We start from the raw sequence: 24,859 nt of genomic DNA, 5'->3' as shown, positions 1-24,859 counted from the left end.
CTGGCATTCTTTTTCCATATTACCGAATAAAAACAATATGAAAGCGATCTGGAAAGGTTCAATTGGTTTTGGTCTGGTAAACATTCCCGTAAAACTTTATAGCGCTGTTGAACAAAGTAATTTGGATCTCGACATGGTCGACAGCAGGGATCATTCAAAGATCAGATTTCAGCGGATCAATGAGACCACGGGAAAGGAAGTGAAATGGGAGAATATAGCGAAAGCTTATTTTATGAATGATGATTACATTTTGCTTGATGATGCAGATTTTGAAGAAGCTGCCCCTGAGAAAAGTAAGATCATTGAAGTAAATCAATTTGTAGATGAAAATGAAATTGATCCCATTTATTATGAAAGTTCGTATTACATACAGCCGGAGAAAAGTGGAATTAAAGCTTACTCATTGCTTTATTCAGCATTGACTAAATCCGGAAAAGTTGGAATCGCACAGTTTGTTATGCGAACAGCAGAAGCATTGACAGTACTAAGGCCTTACAAAAATGTTCTGCTCTTAAGTAAAATCCGTTTTTCAGAGGAGGTAAGAGACATATCCGATCTTGGTGCTACAAAAATGGTTGCTGTAAAACCACAGGAACTTAAAATGGCGTTGTCACTTATCAAGCAATATTCCAAAAAATTCGATATTGAGAAATACAAAGATGAATATGCAAAGGCATTATTAAAAGTAATAAAAGCAAAAGCGTCAGGTAAGCGTCAGCCGGTTCGAAAACTCAAAGTTGCACATCGTCATAGCGATGATTTGATGGATCAGTTGAAACAAAGTTTGTCAAAAAAGAAAGCCTCATAGAGCTAAGCATTTATTACATAAGTACAGAGCCTGTAAAGAAAAACTTTACAGGCTCTGGATATTTTTGATCTTCCGAATTTTTTACTCTTCCGAAATTCCAAAACCAAGTCCAACTGTCAATGAAATGTATGAATTCTTTACATCCATTCCGGGAATATCTTCTTTAAAAATTTCTGAAGCACCCATACCATAACGTGCATCAACGTTCAGCCATTTCTTCTCCCCTACTTTGTAATTGAATCCCAAACCAGCCACAAAACCAAAATCGGTACTTTTAAAGTCCTCTTTCTCGACAAAAGGACCATTTGCAGAAGCAAGAATTCCTAAAGAAGGACCCAGTGTGATCTTAGGACGGAAGTCATCTCCATACTGATTGAAAAAAACATTTGCAAGCAAAGGAATCTGAATATACTCGAGATGCAAATCATTGTTGTCGATTTTCGAATTTGCTCCTTGTTGCGAATACACTACATCCAGGCTAACACCAAAATGTTCAACAATACTATAAACCAAGAACCCTCCGGCCTGCAGCCCGATTCTTGATTCTGCATCTTCAACATCAGTAAGTGTACTGAAATTTAATCCTAATTTAGGGCCAATTGTTACTTTTTGAGCTACAGAAACTGTTGTTAGCAGACTAACTGCGATGATCAGACTTGTAATTTTTTTCATAATTTTTTTTTAGCGAACCCACGTTATTCTAATAGCAGGCTCATATTATGGTTCATTAGGAATAAAATCTTGTGCCAATAATCATCAGTAGAGCATGCTTCAGATTCAAATTTTATTACTGAAACTTAGGTTTAAACATGAATTCCATTCCTCCTTGTTCAAAACCTGAATACCCCAGCGTTGAATCTAACTTATCAAGGAACGTTTTTTTAACAGATTGGTAAATGTTAAGAGGAGTTCGGTTTTAAATTCACTACCTGACAATATCATAAAATGTCAACTGAAAAACCTTAAACCTCCTAAACACTCAGAATTTGAACCCATTTTAAAATGACAGAACATTCAATCAATGATTCTTATGCAAATAACGACTCAGGAAAGTCACTAGATATATCAGATGATGTATGGATCTCCAAGATTCTGCACAAAATGGGTGATGCCATCATTCTTTCCGATGATAATGGAGTTGTCCTGAACATGAATGAAGTTGCCGAAAATCTGACAGGATGGAAACTGGAGCAATCTCAGGGTAAACCGATAGAGAATATTTTTAATGCAATTCATGAAGGGGTTTCATTTCCTGTTCAAAATCTTGTTTTGAAAGCATCAAATGAAAAGCGGGAAATTGCATTGCCTAATCATACTGTGTTGCTGAAGAGAAACGGATCACAGTTCATAATTTCCAATAGTGCAATTCCTATTCTTGATGATCATTCAAATGTATCGGGCGTAGCATTGGTGTTTCGTGATGTCACCGAACAATCCATCATAAAGAAAAAACTTAATGAAAGCGAAGGTTTACTGAAAGGTATTTTAGAAAACACAAGCATGATCGTATACATTAAAGATCTGACAGGAAGATATCTATTCATCAACCGGCAAAAAGAAAAAGTTTACAATATTGATGCTTCTACACTAATTGGTAAATACAGTACTGAACATTTAAAGAAGGAGACCGATCTGCAGAATGAGCAAACACATTTTCAGGTTGTCCGTGAAAACAGACAGATTGAATTTGAACAAAAAATCAAACATGCAGATGGTTCAATTCACTACTACCACACATCCAAATTTCCGCTTTACGATGAAGAGAATAAAATGTATGCAGTTTGCGTTGTTTCAACTGACATAACAGAAAGCAAGAAGAATATTGAGATGAAGGAAATGTTGCTTTCCAAAGAAATAGTACAGAAGAGTGAACTCAGATATGATGTGTTGACTGACAATATGCCAAATATGTTCTTTTCTCTTGATAGAAAATACCGGCATACAAGTTTCAATAAAGCATGTGAAAAATTTACCGGAAAAAAAAGCAGAAGACGTAATTGGCAAGACGATTGACGAAGTCTATGAAGATAATGGTACATTATTCCTGCCGGAATATAAGGTAGTGATGAAAACAGGTAAAGCGAAAAACTTTACTACAACTTTTAATATTGGTGAAGAATCATACATATATAAAGTAAACATTTATCCAACTGAAAATGGGATTTCAGTTTTGATGACTGATCTGACCAAGCAAAAGCAATCAGAAAAAAATACCCTGGAAATGGTTTCAAGACTTGAAACAAAGAATAAGGAGCTCCGGCAATTTGCATACGCAGTTTCTCATGATCTCAGGGCCCCTATAGCACGTGTACTTGGCTTGATCTCATTATCAAGGAATGATCCGGGATTTATTATAAACGACAAAACCATTCTTGAAAACGTTGCAATTGAAATCGGAAATCTCGACAATGTTGTGAAGGATATTAACAATGCCATTTCTATTCGTGATGAAGCAAAGCAAAAATCAATAATAGAGATGGAAAACGAACTTGATCTTATTAAAAAGGTTCTGGAGAATGAGATCAAAGAATCGAATGCAGAAATTACATATGACTTTTCAGAACAGCCGGTTATTTCAAGTGTAAAAAGTTATATCTACAGTATTTTATATAATTTAATTTCCAATGCATTAAAATATCGTTCAAAATCACGTCCATTGAAAATTCATGTTCAAACAAAATTAGAAGATGAAATGATTATTCTTTCAGTTGAGGACAATGGATTAGGAATTGACCTGAGCCGTAATGCAGAAAAGATCTTTGGATTATACAACAGATTTCATGGCAAAACAATCGATGGAAAAGGAATCGGATTAAACCTGGTAAAAGTCCAGGCAGAATCATTGGGAGGAAAAGCAGAAGTAGAAAGTACCGTCAATGTTGGCAGCAAATTCAAAATATATTTTCCTTTAGAATAAATGATATGAAATCACCTATTCATATACTCTTACTTGACGATGACCCCATGTCGAATCTGATCAATGAAAAAATATTTCAGTTCTCCGGCTATGATCTAAAAATAAGTTCTTTTGTAGATGCTAAAGAAGCATTAAACTTTCTGCGGACAATAATAAAATTTGAAGACGAAAAATTTCCTGATATTATATTTGCAGATATCAATATGAATGGAATGAGTGGCTGGGAATTTATTGATGAGCTATCAGATTTTCCCGAAATTTTTCTCAGTAATTGTACGGTGTACATGCTTACTTCTTCGATCGATCAGCAGGACATTAAGAAAGCTGAAGCTTATGAGATCATTAAAGACATTATTTCAAAGCCATTAACTGAAGAAATTGTTGTGAGAAACATATCAAAAATAATTTTCCATAACTAAAATTTAATTCGTCTCTTTCAGTGGTATCTTGATTGAATAACCGATCTCAAATCCTTTGAATGGGCTTCCCTGAAGTTCATGTGAAACAACAACAAGTTCTTCATTGAGAATTTCAACAGAAAGATAATGAAAATGTGGTTTATATTCTGCTGATACATCTTCCAGCCGATCTGCTGAATTGCTTAATGGATGATTCAGACCGCCACCGCCACCAATTATAATAAAATCCTTTCCTTTCTTTTTGAAATATTCAAATGCATGCGAATGTCCGGTAATGAAAAGCTTTGCCTTTTTAGAAGCCAGAAACGGTTCAACAAAATAATTCTGAACCAATGAAGATGACTTCACCAATTTGCTATTTGTGTAAGGCGGGTGATGACAACCAAAAATAATAGCTTTAACAGAATCACTGCTATCCAGCACCGCTACTGTATCCTTCAACCACTTATTCTGTTCTTTGATTTCATCCGGACTTAAAGAATTGAAATTACTGTTCAGAAGAACAACTGCTATTGAATCAAATACCTGAACATAGCCTGTTCGTTTATGGTCAGGAAATCTGATTTGAAATTTCGCCTCACCGGCAATAGGTCTTTGCATTAATTCATGGTTACCAAGAACTCCATAGATAGGAATTCCTTCACTTCTTGCGGCTCTGATGTATGCGTCTACCGGCTTCCATTTATTTTCACTATAGCCTAATGAAACAACATCTCCTAAAAGAAAAAACGCCAGCGGTTTTAATCTTATAATATCTTTAAATACAAGCTCTGTAGCTTTTGTATTGTTATTGGATTTCAGAAACACTTTTTCAATCCATAGTGGAGCCTGTGTATCACTTGCAAAAACCAACATATTTGAATAAGGTTTATCCTGGGCTTTCACCATCGGGAAATAAAGCCAGATTATCAATAAAACAGTATTTATTCTATAGCTTACCATCTAAAAAATGTATACCTATAACTTAATTGCAGAACCATAATTGCTTGCTGTGATTCTGCTGAATCCATCCATTTCAGCTCACAATAAAAAGAATTGTTGTCTTTTGAAAACAAAGAATATGATCCTCCGGCAATCCATCCAAGTCCAACTGAATTTGATCTTACTTTACCCAGATAATTTAATTCTGTCGTTTGAAAATAAGATCCTGCTCCTGCTCTGATCTGAAATTTTTTAGTCAAAGGCATTGCAAACTCCACTAATAGCGGAATTGCAGAAATCTTTAGATCTCCTTCGGCATTTTTACTATTGATCGTATATGAATAAAATTTAATCAATCCGCTTTCAACAGATATACTCAACCGATGATCCGTTTTCCAATTGATCCGAAAAGAAAAAGCCTCACTAATCTTACTCACATTCGTTTCCAGATGTAAGGGAACGTTCGGCTTAGTTGAATAGTAGGACCCACCTGCGCCTGCTTCAACACTCAATTCAAATAGTCCGGAATTTTTGTTTTTTTTTGGAAATAACTCCTGGGAATAACCAGAAGTGTATTCAAACATCAGAATAAGAATGAAGATTTTTTTAAGGTCCAACATAATATGAATGTGCTACTTTACATGGGTAGTTAGATAATATTCCATCATAAATATTTTCCGAGACATATTGCTCAATGAATTCAGGAGAGTCTAAAGTCCAGACATAAACTTTCTTTCCAATGCTGTGCAAACTTTCAATTTCCGGCCGCATAACTCCTAATGACCATGGCGCGCCCCAGGCATTTGAGTTGACGTTAATAATTTCATCATACCTTTCATTTAGACTTGGAATATTTAAATAGTCAGGTAATGCTATAAAATTCTGTTGAACATCCTGATCCGGAATTCCAATTAGTAATACCAGATCTCTATTCATTTGTGATGCCTTTAAAAGATACTCTTGCTGAATTTCATAAACTAATTGAAGACTTCCATAATACTTTACATCGAGCCAGACAAAACGCAGGGAAGTTTGAAGTAATACTACATCCAAAATTTCTCTAAGTGAGGGAATAGTTTGTCCATCTGTTAATCTGACAAGATCCCGTATTTGAGCATAAGAGTAATTCGCAATATTCCCCATCATTCCATTCGGCTGAATCAATCTGTCATTCAGGGTTTCATCGTGATAAACAATTGGTACTTCGTCGGAGGTCATTCTGACATCTAATTCAATTCCTGTTGCTCCCAATTTTGTGGATAACAAAACCATGTTTACAGAATTTTCTGCAGCCGGCAGTAAGTCTGAAGTCCTGCCTCCACAGCGATGCGCGAGAATCAGGAAATTTGAATCATCACGCAGAGGTCTTTTATAAATAAATTGGAGTGAATCTAATTCAGTTCCGATCTGACTAAAATTTCCGGTGATAGTTATGCTGTCACTTACTATGGGTTTTGACAGATCCGAAATTAACCGGGTTCCCTTTTCATATTCAATTTTCAAACGTACAACACCTGTTTCCGTGTTGACCATCTTTCTGTAATATCCGTTAACCAGGATAATTGAATCAGTTCTCCGACCGGAGGCAATAAAATAACTGTTGTCCTTTTCAAAAAAACCAGATAGCGTATAAACCGTATCAGAATTTTCTATGGTCCAAACCCATTTCAAAGCAACACTTCCGCCAAACATTGCATCACCCTTTGATATTTCATAAACTCCTTCAATTCTTTTTCCAATTGAATCAGATAAAGTAGTTGTTCCGGCCGCAGTAAATTCATCCCAGTTATTCTCCGGAACAAGGGCAGTAAACTCTTTTTCACACGAGGTAAAGAGAATGCCGGAAAAAATTATAGCGACGACTTTCCGTTTCATATTATAAGTTGAACTTTTATTTCCGGATAAAATACATGCTCTTCGAAAGTTTCGTTGAGAGTCCAGGTCTGCCAATAAAAATCACAATACATTGCACGAAATCCAAGAACAATGAAAGTAGATTTTACAAATGGTTGTTCAATATAGAAACTTAACGCCTGGCCACTATATAACGGCGATGGCAACGATTGGTACACTTCACCGGCAACATCACGACGAAGAAGATTTAATATTAATTCACCTTTAAGTGTCAGGAAGAGATCCTTCTTAATCTGAACACCTGCCTTTAGAGCCGGATAACACATAAAGCCATACCCCTTTCTGTCAAAAGCATCTGAACGGAGTATTCCCGCCCATACCGAACCGGCCAATTCAAAAGCTATTCCATACTTATCGGTACTTTGTAATAAGTAACCACCACTTAATATGAGTTCGTTTTGAATGAATTGAAAGCGGAGCCGGGGATTCAGATAAAACTTTTCACTGAAAAATTTCAAAGCAGAAAATTCTCCTGCCGGTATTCTCCTATGAAATTCCTCAGTAACAACACGAGGAGTTGTCATAAATGTTATTCCATATGATCCATGCAACTCCCTGCTTTGAAATTTTGGATATACAATGAAACCCCGGGAAGTTTCCTGCCCGTGAGAGTAAAATGTTGACATTGTCAAGAGGAGTAAAACGAGAAGATGTAATTTCCTCATATCATTTTCCGGTAAACAACTTCATCAATTTTGCAATATGCCATGAGGATTCACGACAAAAAACAACTGAGACTATTGAAATTTTTCTGAAATATATTTCACTAAACTTTCATCACTCATTTTATTGGACGTACTTTCTTTTGCGACAGCATTTTTATACTGAGGAATTTCCGCCAGGTAATGAATGAATTGTTCCTGCGCAACTCCAGTACCAGTTACGTGAATCTCATCTACGTTTTGCATATGCGAAGTAATGTTTTTAAATAATTTCTGCAGATCGCCTTTCTCAGTATTATGCGCAACATTTTCATTTCCGCCTTTATCTGATACTGCGCTCTTTTCATGTGCGAGAACGACAAAATTTCCGGCTTCATTTTCTTCTCTTCCAACTACAATAGCATGTGCACTATCGAGCCATACTCCAAATTGTTTTTTATTTTTTCCTGACATATATATAATTTTTAAAATAATTTATTTATTGTTATGCTTACAAAAGGTATAAGCAAATCAGTAATTTGCAGCAACACTATCGGCCCACATTTTCCGGGTCTGAATTTCTCCAAGATGATTTGTTGCAAATACTTTTACCTGCGCATTACTTCCCGCACTCATTTCTGTCTGATGTAAACTAATTGCAGTACCAAGATCTTGTACAAGATTATGTATATAAGTACTGTCAAATTCCCGACCACTGATTGTTAGCAAATGATTTCTTAAAGTAAGATGCTGAGGGTCCAATGAATCTGCCACTTGCATAGTAACACTATCTGAAAGATCAATTAAATGTTGTCTGTAAATAGTATGTTCCGTTACGATCAAATCAGCAAATGCAAGAATTGCAGAATCACTTGAAATCGATCCAGCAACATGACTTAATTGAATTGAAGTATAATTAACAATTGATGCCTGCAAAACAAAATATTCGTCCTGATTCACATATGAATTTCCAGTGGGAACAGGATCCTTGTCTTTTTTACACCCAATGATAAGAATGAAAGCCAATAATGGGAGAATTTTGATCATAAAGAGCTGTTTACTTCCATTAGAAAAAAGCATACCATGGTACCAATAAAAATGAGAACCTCTAAAACAGGCTCTCATTTTTACGATTATTGTTCATTTCTGATCAGCATTTACATAAACTGATCAAAACATGGCAAAACTATTTTACAGAATCTCTTTGCATCATTCTGTCGTTTTGATTACGATTTCTCATTGAATCCTGAGGCATCGTTGATGGGGTACGACGACGATCTTTCATTTGAGTAGAATCAGTACGATTAGGATTCATTTTATTCTTATGCATTGTAGAATCAGAATGCATTTTATTATCCTGCATCTTACTTTTATTTCTATTGCCTGTACTGTCAGCAGTTGTAGAATGATCCATACCTGTTTGAGCAAAGCTCGCTGAACTGAAAGCAAGTCCTGCAATTACTAATATTGATTTAATCAGATTTTTCATTTCCTTTTTTTTTAGAGTTTATTATAGGTATAAAACTATTGTGCCAGTCTTGAAAACCTTAGGAAATGGCATCATATTTTTATCATTAATCAGCATAGTCTGAAAATTCCATGCTTCTCACTGATTATCAGAGATAATACATCTTCAGAAAGCGTTCAGAATTGTATAAATAATACCATATTAAATTTAATTATGAATACTGACTTCAAAATTACTTCCGGATCGAATCTTAGCTTCTGGACAGAGGTAACAGAACCAATCAAGTTCAATCAACTTAAAAATGATCTCAGTTGTAATGCTCTGGTTATTGGTGGGGGAATTGCAGGACTGACTATTGCATATGAATTACTTGAGAATAATCAATCGGTAATCCTTATAGAAGATGAATACATGGGCAGCGGGGAAAGTGGTCGTACAACAGCACATCTCACTTACGTCCTTGATGAACGATATTATTCATTAATTAAGTCCTATGGAAGAGAAAAGGCAAAACTAATTGCTGAGAGCCACATTAATGCAATAAACAAAATTGAATCTATAGTAAATAAAGAAAATATTTCCTGTGATTTTATGAGGTTGGATGGATACCTCTTTCCTCATCCATCCGATGATTTTGATACGATTGAAAAAGAATTCAAAGCTGCAAGCGAATTAGGATTACCAGTAAGTATTGTAAATGATATTCCCGGAATGAAAATAAATTCAATACAAGCACTAAAGTTTTCACAACAAGCCCAATTCCATCCTATGAAATATCTGAAAGGTTTGAGTGATGCCATTCAACAGAAAGGCGGTAAAATATTTACAAGCACTCATGCTTCTGAAATTTCATCAAAAGGAATTGTAACTGAATCAGGTAAAATAATAACTGCAGACAATGTTGTGATTGCAACAAACTCACCGGTAAACAATAAAATTCTTATGCATTTAAAACAATTTGCATACAGAGCATATGTTATTTCAGCACTTGTTCCCAAAAATTCTATTGTGCCACAGATCTGGTGGGACACAGGTGACAATAAAAAAAGAGATTACCGACCGCCGTACCATTTTGCAAGAATGCAGAATTACAACGATACTCATGATGTATTAATTTGTGGTGGTGAAGACCATCCTACAGGACAAGCGGATGCAGAAGGGAAACCTGAAGAAGAAAGATATTCTGATCTGATAAAATGGTGTAAAGATAATTTTGAAATTGGCGAGATCATAAATAAGTGGTCCGGCCAGATTCTCTATTCAATGGATGGTCTGGCTTATATAGGTAGAAATCCCGGTGATGCTGATAATATTTTCATTACAACCGGAGACTCCGGAAATGGGATGACCTATGCAAATATTGCTGCTGATCTGATTTCAGATCTTATTTACAAAAAAGAAAATAATTACGAAAAGATCTATTCACCTTCCCGCTTCGATCTCATTAATGCCGGAAGTGTTTTCATAAAAGAAATTGTTGGAGGATTTGTATCATATTTAAAAAATAAAAGCAGCTCTGATGATGTCCAATCTACCCTGGAATTAAAACCAACCGAAGGTCATGTAGTAAATTACGAAGGAAGTAAATTCGGTGTTTACAAAGACGAGAAAAGCAAATTACATATTGTAAATCCAAAATGTACTCATCTTGGATGCACTGTAAACTGGAACAATGACGAGAAGAGCTGGGATTGTCCTTGCCATGGGAGCAGATTTGATATTTTTGGAAAAGTACTTAATGGTCCCGCAAATACACCTCTGGAATATTTTGATGAGGATCCGACTGAAAATACGAATACTAAAATCTCTGAAATTAATAAGTGATTATAATAAATAAAAAATATGAAAAAGAAATATAAAATAATTCTGATCATTATTGGAGTTTTAATAATTTTCAGAATATTTCTACCTGCCATTGTTCTGCATTATGCGAACAAAGCTCTTGAAAATGTTCCCGGATATTATGGACATATAAGCGATATTGATATTGCAATAATCAGAGGTGCGTATGTGATCAATACCTTCTATTTGAATAAAGTTGATTCCGTGACCTTTGACCAGACTCCCTTCTTAAATGCCAGAAAAATTGACCTCTCAATTGAATGGAGTGCGCTCTTCAAGGGCAGACTTGTAGGTGAACTTCAGGTCTTCACACCTCAACTAATATTCACAAAAGACAAAGCTGAGCTTGAAGATGTAAAGAAAGATACAACTGATTTCAGAGTGCTGCTGGATAAATTTATGCCTCTTAACATTAATACCTTTGAAATTCACAATGGCGAATTGAAATACAAAGACAATACAAGCAAACCGGTTGTTGATGTTTCATTGCAGCAAACACATGTGCTTGCTAAAAATCTTTCAACTGTTGTGAATAAAAATATAGTATTGCCGGCAACAGTAAATGTTGAAGCAAATGTTTATGAAGGCCAGCTTACTATTAAGATGAAATTAGATCCTCTTGCAGACCAACCTACTTTTGATGTCAACACAGAAATTAAAAATACAAATCTTGTATTGCTGAATGATTTTTTCAAAGCTTACGGAAAATTTGATGTCAATAAAGGAAACTTTGGCTTGTATTCAGAAATGGCTGCGAAGGATGGAAAATTTGTAGGATACGTAAAACCTTTAATAAAGGATCTTGACGTTTTGGGACCGGACGATAAGAATGATAATTTTTTCCACAAGGCATGGGAAGGAATTGTTGGAACAACAGGATTTATTTTTCAGAATCAGAAAAAAGATCAGATAGCTACAAAGGTAGAGATTGAAGGTGATTTCAAAAACCCTGATACACATACCTTAGATGCACTATGGGAGGTAATAAAAAACGCTTTTATTCAGGCATTGGTACCGGCAATCGATAATCAGATCAATCTTAAATCAATTGACGAAAATGAAAATAAACCTGATAATATTCTTGAAAAAGTATTTGGGTCAAAAAAAGATAAGGCTGAGAAGAAAGAAAATAAAAAATGACCGGGATTTAATTTATTAATGGATTGCCGGGATTTAATTGATCCAGGAAATCCATTGATAAATTAAATCCAGGTCAATTTTCCAGATAATCATAAAAGCATTTAACCCCGGTCATTCTTCCCGGTAATCCAATAATCCATTAAATCCAGGTCATCTTTCCAGGAATTCATTAATCCAATAAATCCAGGTCAATCATTCGTCCCCAGAACGATCCTTTTCGCACCACTCATGATTGTTTTTAAACTATTATTGAAGATGAATCTCTGAGGATCTCTTTTATAATAGAGCTTACTGGTATTATTTTTACTTCGCTCAGATGGCACATCGCTTTTGATAACAAAACTATTTAAGATAAAGCTAAGCACCTTTTTTTGCGTACCCTTTTTACTTCCACTATTCGCATCAACAGCTTCTATCTGGAGATCGCGATAGTTCATCTGAAGTGTACCCAATGCAACCGCAGGTTTTGCATTAAAATCAAATTTCATTGTATCAATGATTCCACTCTTAAAAGAAATTCCTGCAAGAAAAGGCACTAAAGTATTCAAAGTTTTTACTGGAAAACCATTCAGTTCTCCATGACATTGATATGAATTATCGCCGGTTTTCATAGGAAAGGATAATTTTACTTTCAAAGAACCCTTTCCTCCAAGAGCACTGGTAGAGTTTACAAATAATGTATCATCGAACGATTGATTAGAAATATTTATAATGTCTGTCTTTATATTATCAAAAGAAATGTATCCGGATTTTTCATTCCCTTCTTTCAATTCTTCGTATGTTACCGAACCTTTTTCAACCTCAATTTTCTTGATCCCAATCGGGAATTTTATATCACTTATCACCTGTTGAAGGAAAGCAGGATACTCAATCTTTCTTTCAATATTCTTGTCACGGTAAGCTTCTACATTCAGGGCTGACAGTGAGATCAATCCTGAACGTATAGCTTGTATCTCTGTAAAATGTTTAGCATCGAAAGAAGTTGATCTCAGGTTATATGCTTGTAAAGAAATTCTGTCAGTTTGTTTACCGGCTTTTTCTCCAAACATTTTTTTACTGTAGTTAGGTGTTATTTTTAGCGAATCAATCGATAAAAGAGAATCAGAGTATGACAAGTTAAGTTTTGAAATGCTGATGGTATAAAGACTGTCGGCTGTCAGATAATTAATATTCTCAAGTTCTCCCCAAAGATTTTTAGCCGAGAATTGTTCACCGGGTTGAAGATCATTCAGAGTAAAATCACCTATAAAAATATTTCCATGTTCAGTCTTTATCAGTGGCAGCGAATCATTGAGATCTGAGAAGTATGAAAATTTTGGGTTAGAAATTATTATTTCGGATAGAAAAATATCCGGCTTCTTCCCTTTTCCGGAATCATTTACTGCAATTTCCGTTACGGATTTTTTTACTCTGCTCATAATAATATCCGGAGATTCCACTTCAACTTTTCCGGCATGAAAACCTTTTCCGGTTATCAATTTAAAAAACGAAACGTTACTGATACTTACTGAACTAGCCTTAAGTTCAGACAAAGAAGAAAAAGAAGCCTTATTAATATTCTTAAGACTGATATCGTACATCTTCACATTACCTGCAAAAATAAATGATTTAAGATCTCCGATTTTCAAAAAATACTCTGACTGCGAATTGTTATACTGATCAATTAAATAATTTTTTATTTGCTTTTTAAAGAAGATTGGCATAAAAATAATTGCAATTACTATCAGTAGCACAACGGAAAATCCAATTTTAATGCCTGTTTTTTTACTATTCATAGAAGATGCTTATTAGAAAAGGATGCCACCAATTATATAATATGATTAATATTCTAATTACAATTAACCATCAGGTAAATTAGGTTGTAATTTATCGATTAATTGCCAAAAAAGGATTTAACCCATAAAAAATAAAGGAAATGCAGAAAAGAAATAAATATACAGCCCAACGGCCCGCCCAACATCAAAAACAACAGCCCGGAATAGAATGGAAAATGAAACCTAACCCAGATTACGGAATTGGTTTACAGGTATTGGATAAAAAATTAAATGAAAAAGTTGCAATTATCACAGGGGGAGACAGTGGAATTGGGAAGGCAGTTGCACTAATTTTTGCCCGTAATGGATGTAATGTAGCAATCGTTTATCTTAATGAAACTAAAGATGCCAGGGAAACGCAGCGACTTATAGAAGAAGAAACCAATGCAAAATGTCTTTTGGTCAAATGTGATATTCAGAAAGAAAGCAATTGCAAAGCAGTAGTTTCAAAAACAATGAGAACATTCGGTAGAATTGATATTCTGGTCAACAATGCCGGAATGCATATTCCTCAGAATAATATTCAAAAGATAACATCAGGACAATTGGAAAAAACATTCAGAACAAATGTTTTTTCCATGTTCTATTTCTGCAAAGCAGTATTACCACATCTTAAAGAAGGAAGTAGTATCATTAATACAACTTCAGTTACAGCCTACAGAGGAAGTTCACACCTGTTGGATTATTCAGCAAGCAAAGGAGCAATCGTTTCATTTACCAGATCATTATCAGCATCACTTGCACCAAAAGGTATCAGAGTGAATGCAGTTGCACCCGGGCCTATATGGACGCCTTTAATTCCTGCCAGTTTCACTGCAAAAGAAGTAAGTAGTTTCGGCAGCGACGTACCTTTAAAAAGAGCCGGTGAACCTGCAGAAGTGGAAGGATGCTTTTTGTTTCTTGCAAGTTCAGAATCATCTTATATGACTGGTCAGGTAATGCATCCGAATGGCGGAGAAATTATCAATGGATGATTACTGAAAAGAAATTGGAACAGGTTTTGCAAATTCAAAATCACGAAAACCGAAATCATACGTCCGAACGGGATTAAATTTCAGAATATCATATCCTGTTCCAGGAATATAAGGATAGAATCCAATTGAAAACTGAAATGTATTAAAGACAAGCAACTCATTCTTTAACAATAATCCTATTCCAAATGCCTGATAAAAACGGTTTTGAATAAATGGTGACACATCATCACCAACCATACCGACATTCCAGTAAATAAATGGAGCAAACCGGAATCCGATAAAATTATACGGAAGATACAATTGGGACTGGAGTTGAAAAACAATTTTATTTGTTACATCGGGGATAACACCCACAAATCCCTTTATTCCATTTTCTTCATTTATGTCAACAACTTCTCCTACCCTTCTCTTTACACCATATATAATACTTCCTTTTGCAAACTGCCGGAGCTTCCAATTGCCGATAGTAATCAAATTCGAAAAGTATCCAATAGAAGTGCTGACAACTCCCTGCTCAACATTTCCATGATTCCAGAAATTACCATATCCTGCACTTAACGAAACATATCCAAACTTTCCAAAGTGATTGCCTAATGCGGCGTTTACTCCTGTATACAATCGATTTGATGCAAGAGCATTTTCAAAACCTATAAGAAACTGAAGTATACTCCCTGCAGGAACATCTTCAGGAATTCCATAACGATAGATAAAATAATCGCGGTAATAGGATCGTCGTGACAGACCGAACCCTGCCAGGTACAATTTTGAATCACCTGATACTCCCATAGTGTCTATGTTTACTAATGCACTTTTTGTTGTATTGTGGTTAAAATATCTGCCGGTTAGAATGAAATTTGTTTTTTCACCTTCTTCATTTTCCGACCTCGTCATAGGAATACTTCTCCCAAGCCAGATATCAAGATCATTAAACCTTAATCCGAGATTTGATTCTACAATAGAGCCATCAGTTGCCACATTTGATCCTCTGAAGAAATAATCGACTCCACCTGCCCATTTAGTCAGCGGAGAAAAGAATGGTCTGTTTATACCAATTCCATTCGTAAATGTATCCGGACTTGTGTTGTAATAAACAGCTGTTGAAACAAATGAATTTTTTATTGACGGCACAAGATAACTTCCCATCAGATATTTTTTTCCGTTTCCGGGATAGTAAATTAATTGATTCCTGAAAGTATGTCCAAGGCCAATAAAATTCCTTTCTTCCAAAGTTGCAGAAGTTTTCTCACCTAATACATCAATTCCACCAACGATTGTCCATAGGTCCTGCTCCAGAATATACACATCAACACTATCAGTCCCTTTTACATTCTTTACGTGAATTTTCAGATCCTTTACAAATAAGGTCTTTCGTAACAGACGTTCCGATTCACGCACTTTTATCGGATCTAATTTATCATACTTTTTAAATAACAATTGATTTCGGATTGCAAATTGTGTCGACTTATTATGAATTGCATTTCCCGCTTTCTGAACAAAACTTTTTGGATGTATGGTTGTATCTTTTATATCATATCCGAATGGATCAAGCGTTTGTATATTTATGTTACGGATTACCTTGTTTGCATAACGCTTATATGTCGCTTGTGCTTTAATAGCAGTATCGGCAAACTCAGTCTTATCGAGATCAAAAATCGAATTAAATATCTTGTAAGTGAGTTTTCCTTTCTTCTTTGAAAATCTTTCAAGAGATCTATAAAATTTTAAAGAGTCAGCTTTCTCTTCTTTTTTAATAACCCGCTTAGAAGGTTTCTTTTGAGCAAAACTATTTGAGGAAAATAAAAGAATCAGAAATGCAACGGAAAATCCGGCAGCTACAAAAGATATATTGAAAATTCGTTTCACATTTATTTTCCGGATCTTTTCGATCCTTTCATCTTCTCATTGTGATTATCACTTGCATCATCAATTGAGTGAGATTCATGGACATCAGATTCGTTTCTTGTAAGCTCGGCAAGTTTCTCGAAATATTTGGAAATGGTTCTCAATTCATCTTCAGATAATCCTTCAACATCGACCATTCTATTACTTGCTTTATCGTTGGATGCCACAAGTTCATTCAATTTAATGTGAACAGCTATTGAATCCTTATTCTGAGATTTTTGAATAAGAAATACCATCAAAAAAGTCACAATGGTAGTTCCCGTATTGATCACCAATTGCCATGTATCAGAGTAGCCGAAAAAATGTCCGGAAAAGATCCAGACAATTACAATTGTGAAGGCAAGAATAAAAGCTCCTGTGCTCCCTGCTTTTTTCGTAACAGCAGAAGCAAATTGCTCAAAAATATTTTTATTCTTTCTTTTATTTATGATTTTCGATTTCATTACCAAGCGTTTTTTCTTCAATCTTAGCTTCTGCTCCTTTTTTCCGGATATCTATTCTTAAAGCAAAATGAATGTTCATATATAAATTTGCGATCCAGACCAACGCCAGTTCAGCAATAAGATACCCTCGCCAGTCAGTGAACAGCAATTGAAAATTTGTAATTAAAAGAAAAGCTGCAGCAACATAAAAACTGAAACAATACTCACAGAACAAAACATACATAAATTTTTGTCTCAGCAATGAATGTTTTTCATTCGCTAATTTTTTCAGAAACTCCCTTGCCTCTTTGAATAATTCCTCATGTGTCCATGTCCAGGAAACACATGCAATGGGCAGAGCAATTATAAATAATTTTATGATCTGGCTTTGGAATTCCATAGAGTAATGAGACTTTAGCCAATTTAAGAAAAAACTAAGAGTTTCAAAAATTCTCTCTCATATTTCCTGTGTAAATAGCACTAAATCGGATATCAGGCGGGAACCTGGTTATTCAATGGATTGATGATCAAATCCACAAGATTACCTCTCAGGTCCTTTCTCCAGGAATACATCAGACGATTATATAACATTCTTAATAATCTGATATCCTTTAAACTTCCTGTTCGGATACATTTTTGCATCCGCAGATCACGTACGTAGAATTTAAACTTATCCAATTTAGATGTCAGATCGGCGTTTTCAGCGATCAGTAAAACTTCACCATCATTATCAACTGTCAGGTGAGTAAGAGTCGGCTCTTTCACAAATCTATCAATAAGTGAATTGAGTTCAGTTAGTGTTGGATTATGAAACAAATTCATGTGATGTTTTTTTTGATTAATTATTTTTGGTCAATTTTATTAATGCTACCCATTGCCTGAACTAAATTTCCAAGCGTATCTATACACTCTCCATTTTTCAAAATGAAAGACGTACCATCTTTTTTTGCAACGACACCATTTAATTTTAATGTAACACCATTTGCCAATAATATATCTTCAGTAACTTCTTTCCCACCTCTGACAATTACAATTACACCGGAGTCCCGGAGTTCAGAACAATATTTTTCACTATTAGGATTTGGTTCTTGTTTCTGAATCACTTTGGGATCCTGAGACATTACATAAAATGACAGAATCGAGCCGGCTAGTAATGCTATTGTAGTTTTCATATCGGGAAGGACTTTAGTAAATAAATTAGAATATTATACCTCAATATCTATTTAATAAAAAAGGTGTGCCAGATCGAAAAAGCGCTTTTTTAAGAAAATAAGGTCGCTTCAGAAAATTCAATAACCATAACTCAAGATCACGACCCGACTATGATAATTTAAATAAAAAATTCAAAACTTAATTTATAAATTGAAATTTCAGAATGCTCTTTCCTGAGTCAGCTTCTTTACACCTTCCAGTAGATCTACGCCATTGAATGGTTTCTGGAATAACATATCCGCCTTATGAACTGTTGCCTTTAAAACATCTTCACTCATTCCGGTAATAATTATAACAGGAGTCTGACTTCTGGATTTTATATCTTCCACAAGTTCAAAACCACCCTTATAAGGTATCATTACATCAGTAATGATAATATCCCAACCCTTCTTCTGCAGCTCTCTGGAAGCGTCTGTTAAATTAGAAACGGCAGTTACGTCATATCCATTCCTTGTAAGGATCTTTGAAATCATTTCCAGGATTTGCAATTCATCATCAATTACCAGCACTTTCATTAGCTTATATTTTAATCAGGGTTAAATATTTATTCCTATTATTAATTTAGTTCCTTTTCCAACTTCCGATTCTACATCTATAGTACCTTCATGAGATTGGATAATATTATGAGTAGTTGCAAGTCCTAATCCTACTCCACCTTCTTTAGCTGTGAAATATGGTTCGAATAACTTACTGATATTTTCAGGTGGAACACCGATTCCATTATCAATTATTTCAATAATACATCTGTTATCTTTGTTGTTCGTTCGCACCTGAATATTTCCACCTTCAGGATGAACTGCTTCAATTGCATTCATGAGTATGTTTAAAATGGCTGTTCTGAATTTAACTTCATCAACCATTACATCACAAAGGTTTTTGGTATATTGTCTTGTGATTTTTACATTCTTAAGCTTGGCTCTGTCCATAGCAAGTGCCAATGCATCATCCAGAATTTTGTGTATGCTGAACTTACCTTTAACAACTTCCTGTGGTCTTGTTGAAAGTAACAGTTCGTTTATAAGATCATTTATACGGTTACAATTTCTGCGGATCATACTGAAATACAATTCGAATTCTGCATTTGCTACTTCATACTCGAGTTGTTCGACCGTAAGAGTTATATTAGTAAGTGGATTACGAACCTCATGTGCAAGCATTCTGGAAACTCTCCCGGTCAAAGCCAGTTTTTCTGCCATAGCCAGATCACGTTCAATTTTTCTCCGTCTGGTGATATCATGAATTATACCTCTGATAATAAATTTCCCGTTATCCAGGTTTTGCATTGTAGCAGATATCAGACAATACTTTTTATCGTTATTAATATCTTTTAATACAACTTCATAGTTATATATAGAACCGGTTAGTTTGATAGCCGAAAGCAGTTTTTCGCGATCATCATCATTCTGATAAAGCACTGCTACCGATTTTTCCATGATCTCTGAGATCTTATATCCAAAAATCCGGGTAACAGAGTCGTTCACTTCCAGAAATTTTCCATTCTCATCTGTGATATAGATCATATCTCTCGATGATTCAAAAATGGTTCTGTATTTGTTTTCACTTTCCGTTAATGCTCTGAGGCTATCACTTCTTTCCAGAGTATAGCGAATACTCCTTTCAAGTTTTTCAGTATTAACTTCTGCTTTTACCATAAAGTCAGATGCTCCCAACTCCATGGCTTTTACATCAATCTTATAACTTCCCTTTCCTGTAAGAATAATGGTTGGCTTCGTGCATCCACCGGAAATTGCAGACTCAAGTAATTCCAGACCTGTATGTTGCCCCATCAGATAATCTATAAAATATAAGTCATATTTATTTGTTACCATTTCACTGAGTGCATTGTTATACTTTGGAGTCCATGCCAATTCGATATCGTATGTAGCAATTTCATTGAAATAGCTTTTCAACAAAACGTAATCATCCTCATCATCATCTACCACCAATATTTTAATTTTTTTCATCATCAACAGGAGTTTCCGGGTCTATAGATCGTAATCTTTAATTTTATTATACAATGTTTTTCTATTGATATTCAGAATTTTTGCCGCTTTACTTTTATTGAAATTAACTTGTTTCAATACTTTTATGATCGTTTCATACTCTGCTTCACGTGCCGCAGATTTCAGATTTGGAACTTCTGAAGATGCTGAATGTTCTTCTTCAACAAGATTTCTTACCACAGGAGAATCATCGAAACTCAAACGGGTATGATGAGAAATTTCAATCGGAACAGATTGAGCTTTTATGATATCGCCCTCAGTGAGTAAAGCTGCACGTTTAACGACGTTCTTTAATTCACGAAGATTCCCATGCCAAGGATATTGCTGGAATAACTGTTTCACTTCATCTTCGAATCCATGAATTTTTTTTCCGAGAATTTCATTAGACTGATTTAAAAAGAAATCAGCATACATCATGATCTCATCTGTTTTCTCTCTCAGCGGCGGTACAGTAATATGAAATTCATTGAAACGGTGATATAAGTCTTCTCTGAACTTTCCTCTCCGACAAGCTTCTGCAAGATTTTCATTACTTGCAATGATCAATCGTACATCGATATTAATTTCTTTATTTGAACCAATTCTTCTGATTCTTTTTTCCTGAACAACCCGTAATAAAGAAGTCTGAACTTCATAAGGAAGATTCGCAACTTCATCAAGGAAAAGTGTTCCGCCATTCGCAAGTTCAAAGTGACCGATCTTAGTTACAAGTGCTCCGGTAAAAGATCCTTTTTCGTGACCGAAAAGTTCACTACCGGCAAGTTCTTTTGAAATCGCTCCACAATCCATTGCAACAAACGGCTGATCAGCTCTTGCAGATTGACTATGGATAGTTTGTGCAACTGCTTCTTTTCCCGAACCACTTTCTCCATAAATGATAACAGAGTAATTTGTCGGTGCCACCAATTCAATTTGCTTAAGTAAAGCAATTGATTGCGGACTTTTTCCGTAAGCAAATTTTTTCACCGGTGTATGATTTGTACCCGGCAACTTTTTATCAGGAACTGACTTAGCATCCGGATCCAATGCTTTTTGAATAGTTAATAGTATTTCATCCGGGAATAAAGGCTTGGTCACATAATCAAATGCACCGAGCTTCATTAATTGTACTGCTATTCTAACATCAGAATACCCGGTAATAATGATAACCGGAATATTGGGATTAATTTCTTTGATTTGTTTTAATACTGCTATTCCATCGATATCCCCTAAACGAAAATCGCAAAGAACAACATCCGCTTTTTCCTGTTTAAACAATTCTACTCCCTTTTTTCCCGTATTTGCTATCGATGATTCATATCCATAGCGGGTGAAAAATTTTTTGAGAAGATGACTGATTTCATAATCATCCTCAATGATCAATATCTTGGAACTCATAGGTAGTTAGTTTTTTAAAATAATTAACAAAAACCCTGCTTAGACGATATTTTCCCAAAATGATAGGAAAATGGCCTGAAATTAAGGTATAAGTGAAGGGTATTTCTCAAATATATAATATATTGTGGTATTTATTACACAATTAGAGTAAATCTTTTCTCATTCTGGCATTTGGGAGATTCAGACTTTCGCGATATTTCACGATTGTTCTCCGAGCTACTTTGTATCCCATTTCGGCAAGCACATTAACAATTTCAAAATCTGTCAGAGGTTTATCCTTCTTTTCTTTTTGAATTATGTCGATGATTAGCTGCTTTATCTTTTCCGTACTTACTTCAAATCCATCTGGTGTTTGTAATGAATTAGAGAAAAGATCTTTCAGCAATATGTTTCCATATTGTGTTTGTACATATTTATTACACGTAACTCTGGAAACAGTACTTACATCAAACCCTGTAAGTCTGGAAATATCTTCAAGAATCATTGGTTTGAGAGTAATTCTTTCACCGGTCAAGAAATACTCTTTCTGAAGAATTGTTATGACCCGCATAATTTCCAGAAGTGTGTTTTCCCGTTGCTGCAAAGCCTGAATGAGCCATTTTGCTTCATCCACTTTCTTTCTGAAATAATTAAATTCTGTTTTTTGTCTGCGCGAAGCAGTTTCAGATTTTACAATCTCAGTATAATCTTTATTGATATGAATAGTCGTAGAAGGATTACTTGTCAGTGAAACTTCAATATTGTCTTCATCCACTAAAACAACAAATTCCGGAATAATCGATTGCGACATTGAAAGTTCTTTTCCACCTTCGAAAACAGGCTTAGGAAAAAGATGAGTAATAAAATGTAATGCTTGTTTCAATTTATCATTGTCGATATCCATTTCACGCATGATCTTGTCATAATTCTTGTGATGCAATTTTTGAAAATGATCAGTCAGAATAATTTTTGCATGCTCCATTGCTTCACCGGAATTTTCCTTCCGTTTTATCTGAAGTAACAAACATTCCTGCAGTGTTCGAGCTCCGACTCCCGGAGGATCTAATTGTTGAATGCATGTAAGTGCAATTTCGAGTTGCGACTCTTCAACTGACTTACCATGAGCAAATCCATACGTTTCTGTGAGGTCCACAAGTGGTGTCCGAAGATATCCATCCGAATCAAGCGAGTCGATGATATATTCAGCCAACAAACGAATTTCATCAGAGATAGGTAAAACTTTCAATTGATCTTTCAGTTGCTCCTGAAATGACTGGCTAAAAGATGCAGTTGAAGTAAAGACAGGTTCGTCCTTACTGGCGTTATTCAGATAAACTTTATAGTCGGGAATATCGTCGTCGTTATAAAATTCCTCAACCATATTCATTTTATCATCTGTAACTTCTGAATCATTCTCCGTTTCATTAGAGAATGTTTCTTCTTCTGCTACTTCAGCACCTTCTTCTAAAACAGGATTTTCTTCCAGCTGATTTCTGATAAAACTCTCGAGTGCGAGTGTTGGCAGATGCATTAAATTCAGCACCTGCAATTTTTGTTGTAACAAAAATGTATTCAGCCCTTGCTTCTGGGTTTGAACTTGATTCTGATTAAAGCTCATAGTGGTTCGTTTTCCTAATTATTGCCAATAATCTTTCCAAAAATCGTCTTAAATCGTATTTGCTTGTTTTAGAGATGTTTGCTAAAAATAATATGGAAAACACAACGAGAGGTAAATAAAAAAATGGGACATTAGTTATACACGTTTAACTAAAATGCCCCATTTAATAAAGTATCCCTGAATGAATTAATAAATGTCTCTGTCGGAATGCGCAGTTGATGCATCATATGCACGACCATTCGATGAATGATTATTACCTTTTTTGTGAAACATAGAACCTACCCAATCCAATATAGAACCGGAGTTCTTTGAAACATAATTTTTTGCAAGAGTAGTTGCTAAGAAGGATAAACCATATTTAGTTATTAAACCCGAATTTCTGAAAATTCCCTTTTTCAGAATTCCATCCAAAGCGAATCCCACTCCTTTAGTTAGAAGATTTTCTTGCTGATCTTTGTGAAACAAGTTTGCAACTGTATTTACCACCGAAGTAACTGGTCTCAAGTCTTCTTTAAGATCCCTGAAACTTTCAGCCAGATTCTCCTCTGCTGATTTCAATCTTAAGGATGTCAACTTCCGTTGTTCCCTTAGTTCTTTCAGAGTACTTATGTTAGTCTTCGTCATCGTGAATTTGTTTAATGATTGCATTTGAAATAGGTGTCTGAATCCAGCTTACTCTGTTAACGAATGCCAGAATAACCAGTAATACAAAGAACAATCCGACTACCAGATAACCAAGCGACGGTTGATTGTAATAAGTACTGATGTATTTTGCCAAAGCAACGAATAAGAAGAATAGAGAAAATACTCCAAGTATAGCTGAAATCAACAGTAAAGCAGCAGATGAAATGAGTGTCACAGCTTTATCCTTGAGATCAAGAATATAGAGTTTCACTCTTTCATCTGCGTATTCTTTTACACGCTGAACGAAAACATCAAGTTTTGAATTTTCTTCAATCATGATAAGATAAATTAAGAATGTGCATTTTTAGTATGACGGCTTTGGTTTTCTTCTTCACCCATCATATTGCTCGCCTTACTTTTCATCTTATCAACTTTTTGTTCAGCTTTAGCTTCAAGATCAGAAAGTGTTTCTTTACCTTCTTTGATTTTTGAAGAAAGTTGACTGATCAGATCATCAGTTTTACTTGAGATTTTTTTGCGTGTATTGCTTCCTTTATCGGGAGCAAACAGAACTCCTAGAGTAGCTCCGGCGGCTGCACCTAATATAAGTGCGCCTAATAGTTTTTTATTATCTGCCATTTTATTTAGTTTTCCTATAATAAATAAATTTCTATGCCAGCATTCCGGATCAATTCGCAATTTTTCTCAATTCAGCTAAAACCCGGTTATCCATTAATCCAATAAATCAGTGTAAAGAAATTTTGTTATTCTATAATTCATTTTATTCTAAACTGATACTAACTGATCACCTTCCTTCTGTTCAAAATAAATCTTCATTTAAAAGCAAAAAAGAGGTTTAATTAA

At 35.0% G+C, this 24,859-nt stretch carries 28 protein-coding genes; 7 read left to right on the top strand and 21 right to left on the bottom strand.

Going from position 1 to position 24,859, the window contains the following annotated elements:
* Positions 1-37 precede the first annotated feature (37 nt).
* Positions 38-808 (top strand): Ku protein, encoded by a 771-nt coding sequence (locus IPL24_09895; GenBank protein ID MBK8363975.1) that lies wholly within the window; start codon positions 38-40, stop codon positions 806-808.
* Between the two features lie 81 nt (positions 809-889).
* On the opposite strand, the gene IPL24_09890 is transcribed toward IPL24_09895, so the two are convergent.
* A complete protein-coding gene (locus IPL24_09890) occupies positions 890-1,480 on the bottom strand; it encodes a porin family protein (protein MBK8363974.1) in 591 nt (196 codons plus the stop codon).
* 330 nt (positions 1,481-1,810) lie between these two features.
* Between IPL24_09890 and IPL24_09885 the strand changes: the two genes are divergently transcribed.
* Genes IPL24_09885 through IPL24_09875 form a run of 3 tightly spaced genes read left to right on the top strand, consistent with a single transcriptional unit; the run spans position 1,811 to position 4,144 of the window.
* Positions 1,811-2,821 (top strand): PAS domain S-box protein, encoded by a 1,011-nt coding sequence (locus IPL24_09885; GenBank protein ID MBK8363973.1) that lies wholly within the window; start codon positions 1,811-1,813, stop codon positions 2,819-2,821.
* Complete coding sequence (locus IPL24_09880; protein ID MBK8363972.1) at positions 2,769-3,725, top strand: HAMP domain-containing histidine kinase; 957 nt, start codon at positions 2,769-2,771, stop codon at positions 3,723-3,725. The genes IPL24_09885 and IPL24_09880 overlap by 53 nt, the downstream gene beginning before the upstream one ends.
* 5 nt (positions 3,726-3,730) lie before the next feature.
* Positions 3,731-4,144, top strand: coding sequence for a response regulator (locus IPL24_09875; protein ID MBK8363971.1), 414 nt, complete (start codon positions 3,731-3,733; stop codon positions 4,142-4,144).
* 3 nt (positions 4,145-4,147) lie between these two features.
* Here the strand turns inward: IPL24_09875 and IPL24_09870 are convergent, their stop codons facing one another.
* The 7 genes from IPL24_09870 to IPL24_09840 all read right to left on the bottom strand — a co-directional run bounded on the left by IPL24_09870 (position 4,148) and on the right by IPL24_09840 (position 9,109).
* A complete protein-coding gene (locus IPL24_09870) occupies positions 4,148-5,032 on the bottom strand; it encodes a metallophosphoesterase (GenBank protein ID MBK8363970.1) in 885 nt (294 codons plus the stop codon).
* Between the two features lie 47 nt (positions 5,033-5,079).
* Complete coding sequence (locus tag IPL24_09865; GenBank protein MBK8363969.1) at positions 5,080-5,685, bottom strand: hypothetical protein; 606 nt, start codon at positions 5,683-5,685, stop codon at positions 5,080-5,082.
* Positions 5,672-6,940: a glycerophosphodiester phosphodiesterase gene (locus IPL24_09860; protein ID MBK8363968.1), complete on the bottom strand. Its 1,269-nt coding sequence runs from the start codon at positions 6,938-6,940 to the stop codon at positions 5,672-5,674. The genes IPL24_09865 and IPL24_09860 overlap by 14 nt, the downstream gene beginning before the upstream one ends.
* A complete protein-coding gene (locus IPL24_09855) occupies positions 6,937-7,605 on the bottom strand; it encodes a hypothetical protein (GenBank protein MBK8363967.1) in 669 nt (222 codons plus the stop codon). The genes IPL24_09860 and IPL24_09855 overlap by 4 nt, the downstream gene beginning before the upstream one ends.
* 111 nt (positions 7,606-7,716) lie before the next feature.
* Positions 7,717-8,094: a hypothetical protein gene (locus IPL24_09850; protein MBK8363966.1), complete on the bottom strand. Its 378-nt coding sequence runs from the start codon at positions 8,092-8,094 to the stop codon at positions 7,717-7,719.
* A gap of 57 nt (positions 8,095-8,151) precedes the next feature.
* Positions 8,152-8,667: a DUF4142 domain-containing protein gene (locus tag IPL24_09845; protein MBK8363965.1), complete on the bottom strand. Its 516-nt coding sequence runs from the start codon at positions 8,665-8,667 to the stop codon at positions 8,152-8,154.
* A gap of 139 nt (positions 8,668-8,806) precedes the next feature.
* Positions 8,807-9,109 carry a hypothetical protein gene (locus tag IPL24_09840; protein MBK8363964.1) on the bottom strand — a complete coding sequence of 101 codons (303 nt, stop codon included), beginning with the start codon at positions 9,107-9,109 and terminating at the stop codon, positions 8,807-8,809.
* 192 nt (positions 9,110-9,301) lie between these two features.
* On the opposite strand from IPL24_09840, the gene IPL24_09835 reads away from it, so the two are divergent.
* Complete coding sequence (locus IPL24_09835; protein MBK8363963.1) at positions 9,302-10,912, top strand: FAD-dependent oxidoreductase; 1,611 nt, start codon at positions 9,302-9,304, stop codon at positions 10,910-10,912.
* A gap of 18 nt (positions 10,913-10,930) precedes the next feature.
* Positions 10,931-12,070: a DUF748 domain-containing protein gene (locus IPL24_09830; protein MBK8363962.1), complete on the top strand. Its 1,140-nt coding sequence runs from the start codon at positions 10,931-10,933 to the stop codon at positions 12,068-12,070.
* A 188-nt stretch (positions 12,071-12,258) separates the two neighbouring features.
* On the opposite strand, the gene IPL24_09825 is transcribed toward IPL24_09830, so the two are convergent.
* The gene (locus tag IPL24_09825; GenBank protein ID MBK8363961.1) at positions 12,259-13,845 is read right to left on the bottom strand and encodes a hypothetical protein; all 1,587 of its coding nucleotides are present in this window, start codon (positions 13,843-13,845) and stop codon (positions 12,259-12,261) included.
* A gap of 140 nt (positions 13,846-13,985) precedes the next feature.
* On the opposite strand from IPL24_09825, the gene IPL24_09820 reads away from it, so the two are divergent.
* Positions 13,986-14,858, top strand: coding sequence for an SDR family oxidoreductase (locus tag IPL24_09820; protein ID MBK8363960.1), 873 nt, complete (start codon positions 13,986-13,988; stop codon positions 14,856-14,858).
* Here the strand turns inward: IPL24_09820 and IPL24_09815 are convergent, their stop codons facing one another.
* The 12 genes from IPL24_09815 to IPL24_09760 all read right to left on the bottom strand — a co-directional run bounded on the left by IPL24_09815 (position 14,859) and on the right by IPL24_09760 (position 24,634).
* Complete coding sequence (locus IPL24_09815) at positions 14,859-16,721, bottom strand: hypothetical protein (GenBank protein MBK8363959.1); 1,863 nt, start codon at positions 16,719-16,721, stop codon at positions 14,859-14,861.
* A 2-nt stretch (positions 16,722-16,723) separates the two neighbouring features.
* Entirely contained in the window at positions 16,724-17,203 is a 480-nt protein-coding gene (locus IPL24_09810) for a low affinity iron permease family protein (GenBank protein MBK8363958.1), read from the bottom strand.
* Positions 17,181-17,582, bottom strand: a complete 402-nt coding sequence (locus IPL24_09805) for a hypothetical protein (protein MBK8363957.1) — start codon at positions 17,580-17,582, stop codon at positions 17,181-17,183. Before IPL24_09805 ends, IPL24_09810 begins: the two co-directional genes overlap by 23 nt.
* Before the next feature lie 92 nt (positions 17,583-17,674).
* Complete coding sequence (locus IPL24_09800; protein MBK8363956.1) at positions 17,675-18,004, bottom strand: hypothetical protein; 330 nt, start codon at positions 18,002-18,004, stop codon at positions 17,675-17,677.
* A 20-nt stretch (positions 18,005-18,024) separates the two neighbouring features.
* Positions 18,025-18,354 (bottom strand): hypothetical protein, encoded by a 330-nt coding sequence (locus IPL24_09795; GenBank protein ID MBK8363955.1) that lies wholly within the window; start codon positions 18,352-18,354, stop codon positions 18,025-18,027.
* A gap of 198 nt (positions 18,355-18,552) precedes the next feature.
* Entirely contained in the window at positions 18,553-18,909 is a 357-nt protein-coding gene (locus tag IPL24_09790; protein ID MBK8363954.1) for a response regulator transcription factor, read from the bottom strand.
* Positions 18,910-18,930: 21 nt separating this feature from the next.
* Entirely contained in the window at positions 18,931-20,358 is a 1,428-nt protein-coding gene (locus IPL24_09785) for a PAS domain S-box protein (protein ID MBK8363953.1), read from the bottom strand.
* 21 nt (positions 20,359-20,379) lie between these two features.
* Entirely contained in the window at positions 20,380-21,774 is a 1,395-nt protein-coding gene (locus IPL24_09780; protein MBK8363952.1) for a sigma-54-dependent Fis family transcriptional regulator, read from the bottom strand.
* A gap of 142 nt (positions 21,775-21,916) precedes the next feature.
* A complete protein-coding gene (gene rpoN, locus IPL24_09775) occupies positions 21,917-23,371 on the bottom strand; it encodes an RNA polymerase factor sigma-54 (GenBank protein ID MBK8363951.1) in 1,455 nt (484 codons plus the stop codon).
* Positions 23,372-23,557: 186 nt separating this feature from the next.
* Positions 23,558-23,995 (bottom strand): hypothetical protein, encoded by a 438-nt coding sequence (locus tag IPL24_09770; GenBank protein ID MBK8363950.1) that lies wholly within the window; start codon positions 23,993-23,995, stop codon positions 23,558-23,560.
* Entirely contained in the window at positions 23,982-24,332 is a 351-nt protein-coding gene (locus tag IPL24_09765) for a phage holin family protein (GenBank protein ID MBK8363949.1), read from the bottom strand. Before IPL24_09765 ends, IPL24_09770 begins: the two co-directional genes overlap by 14 nt.
* A gap of 11 nt (positions 24,333-24,343) precedes the next feature.
* A complete protein-coding gene (locus IPL24_09760) occupies positions 24,344-24,634 on the bottom strand; it encodes a YtxH domain-containing protein (GenBank protein MBK8363948.1) in 291 nt (96 codons plus the stop codon).
* Positions 24,635-24,859 lie beyond the last annotated feature (225 nt).

It is taken from the genome of Bacteroidota bacterium (assembly GCA_016711505.1).
Taxonomy (GTDB): domain Bacteria; phylum Bacteroidota; class Bacteroidia; order AKYH767-A; family 2013-40CM-41-45; genus JADKIH01.
This window is presented reverse-complemented; position numbering and strand designations above follow the sequence as displayed.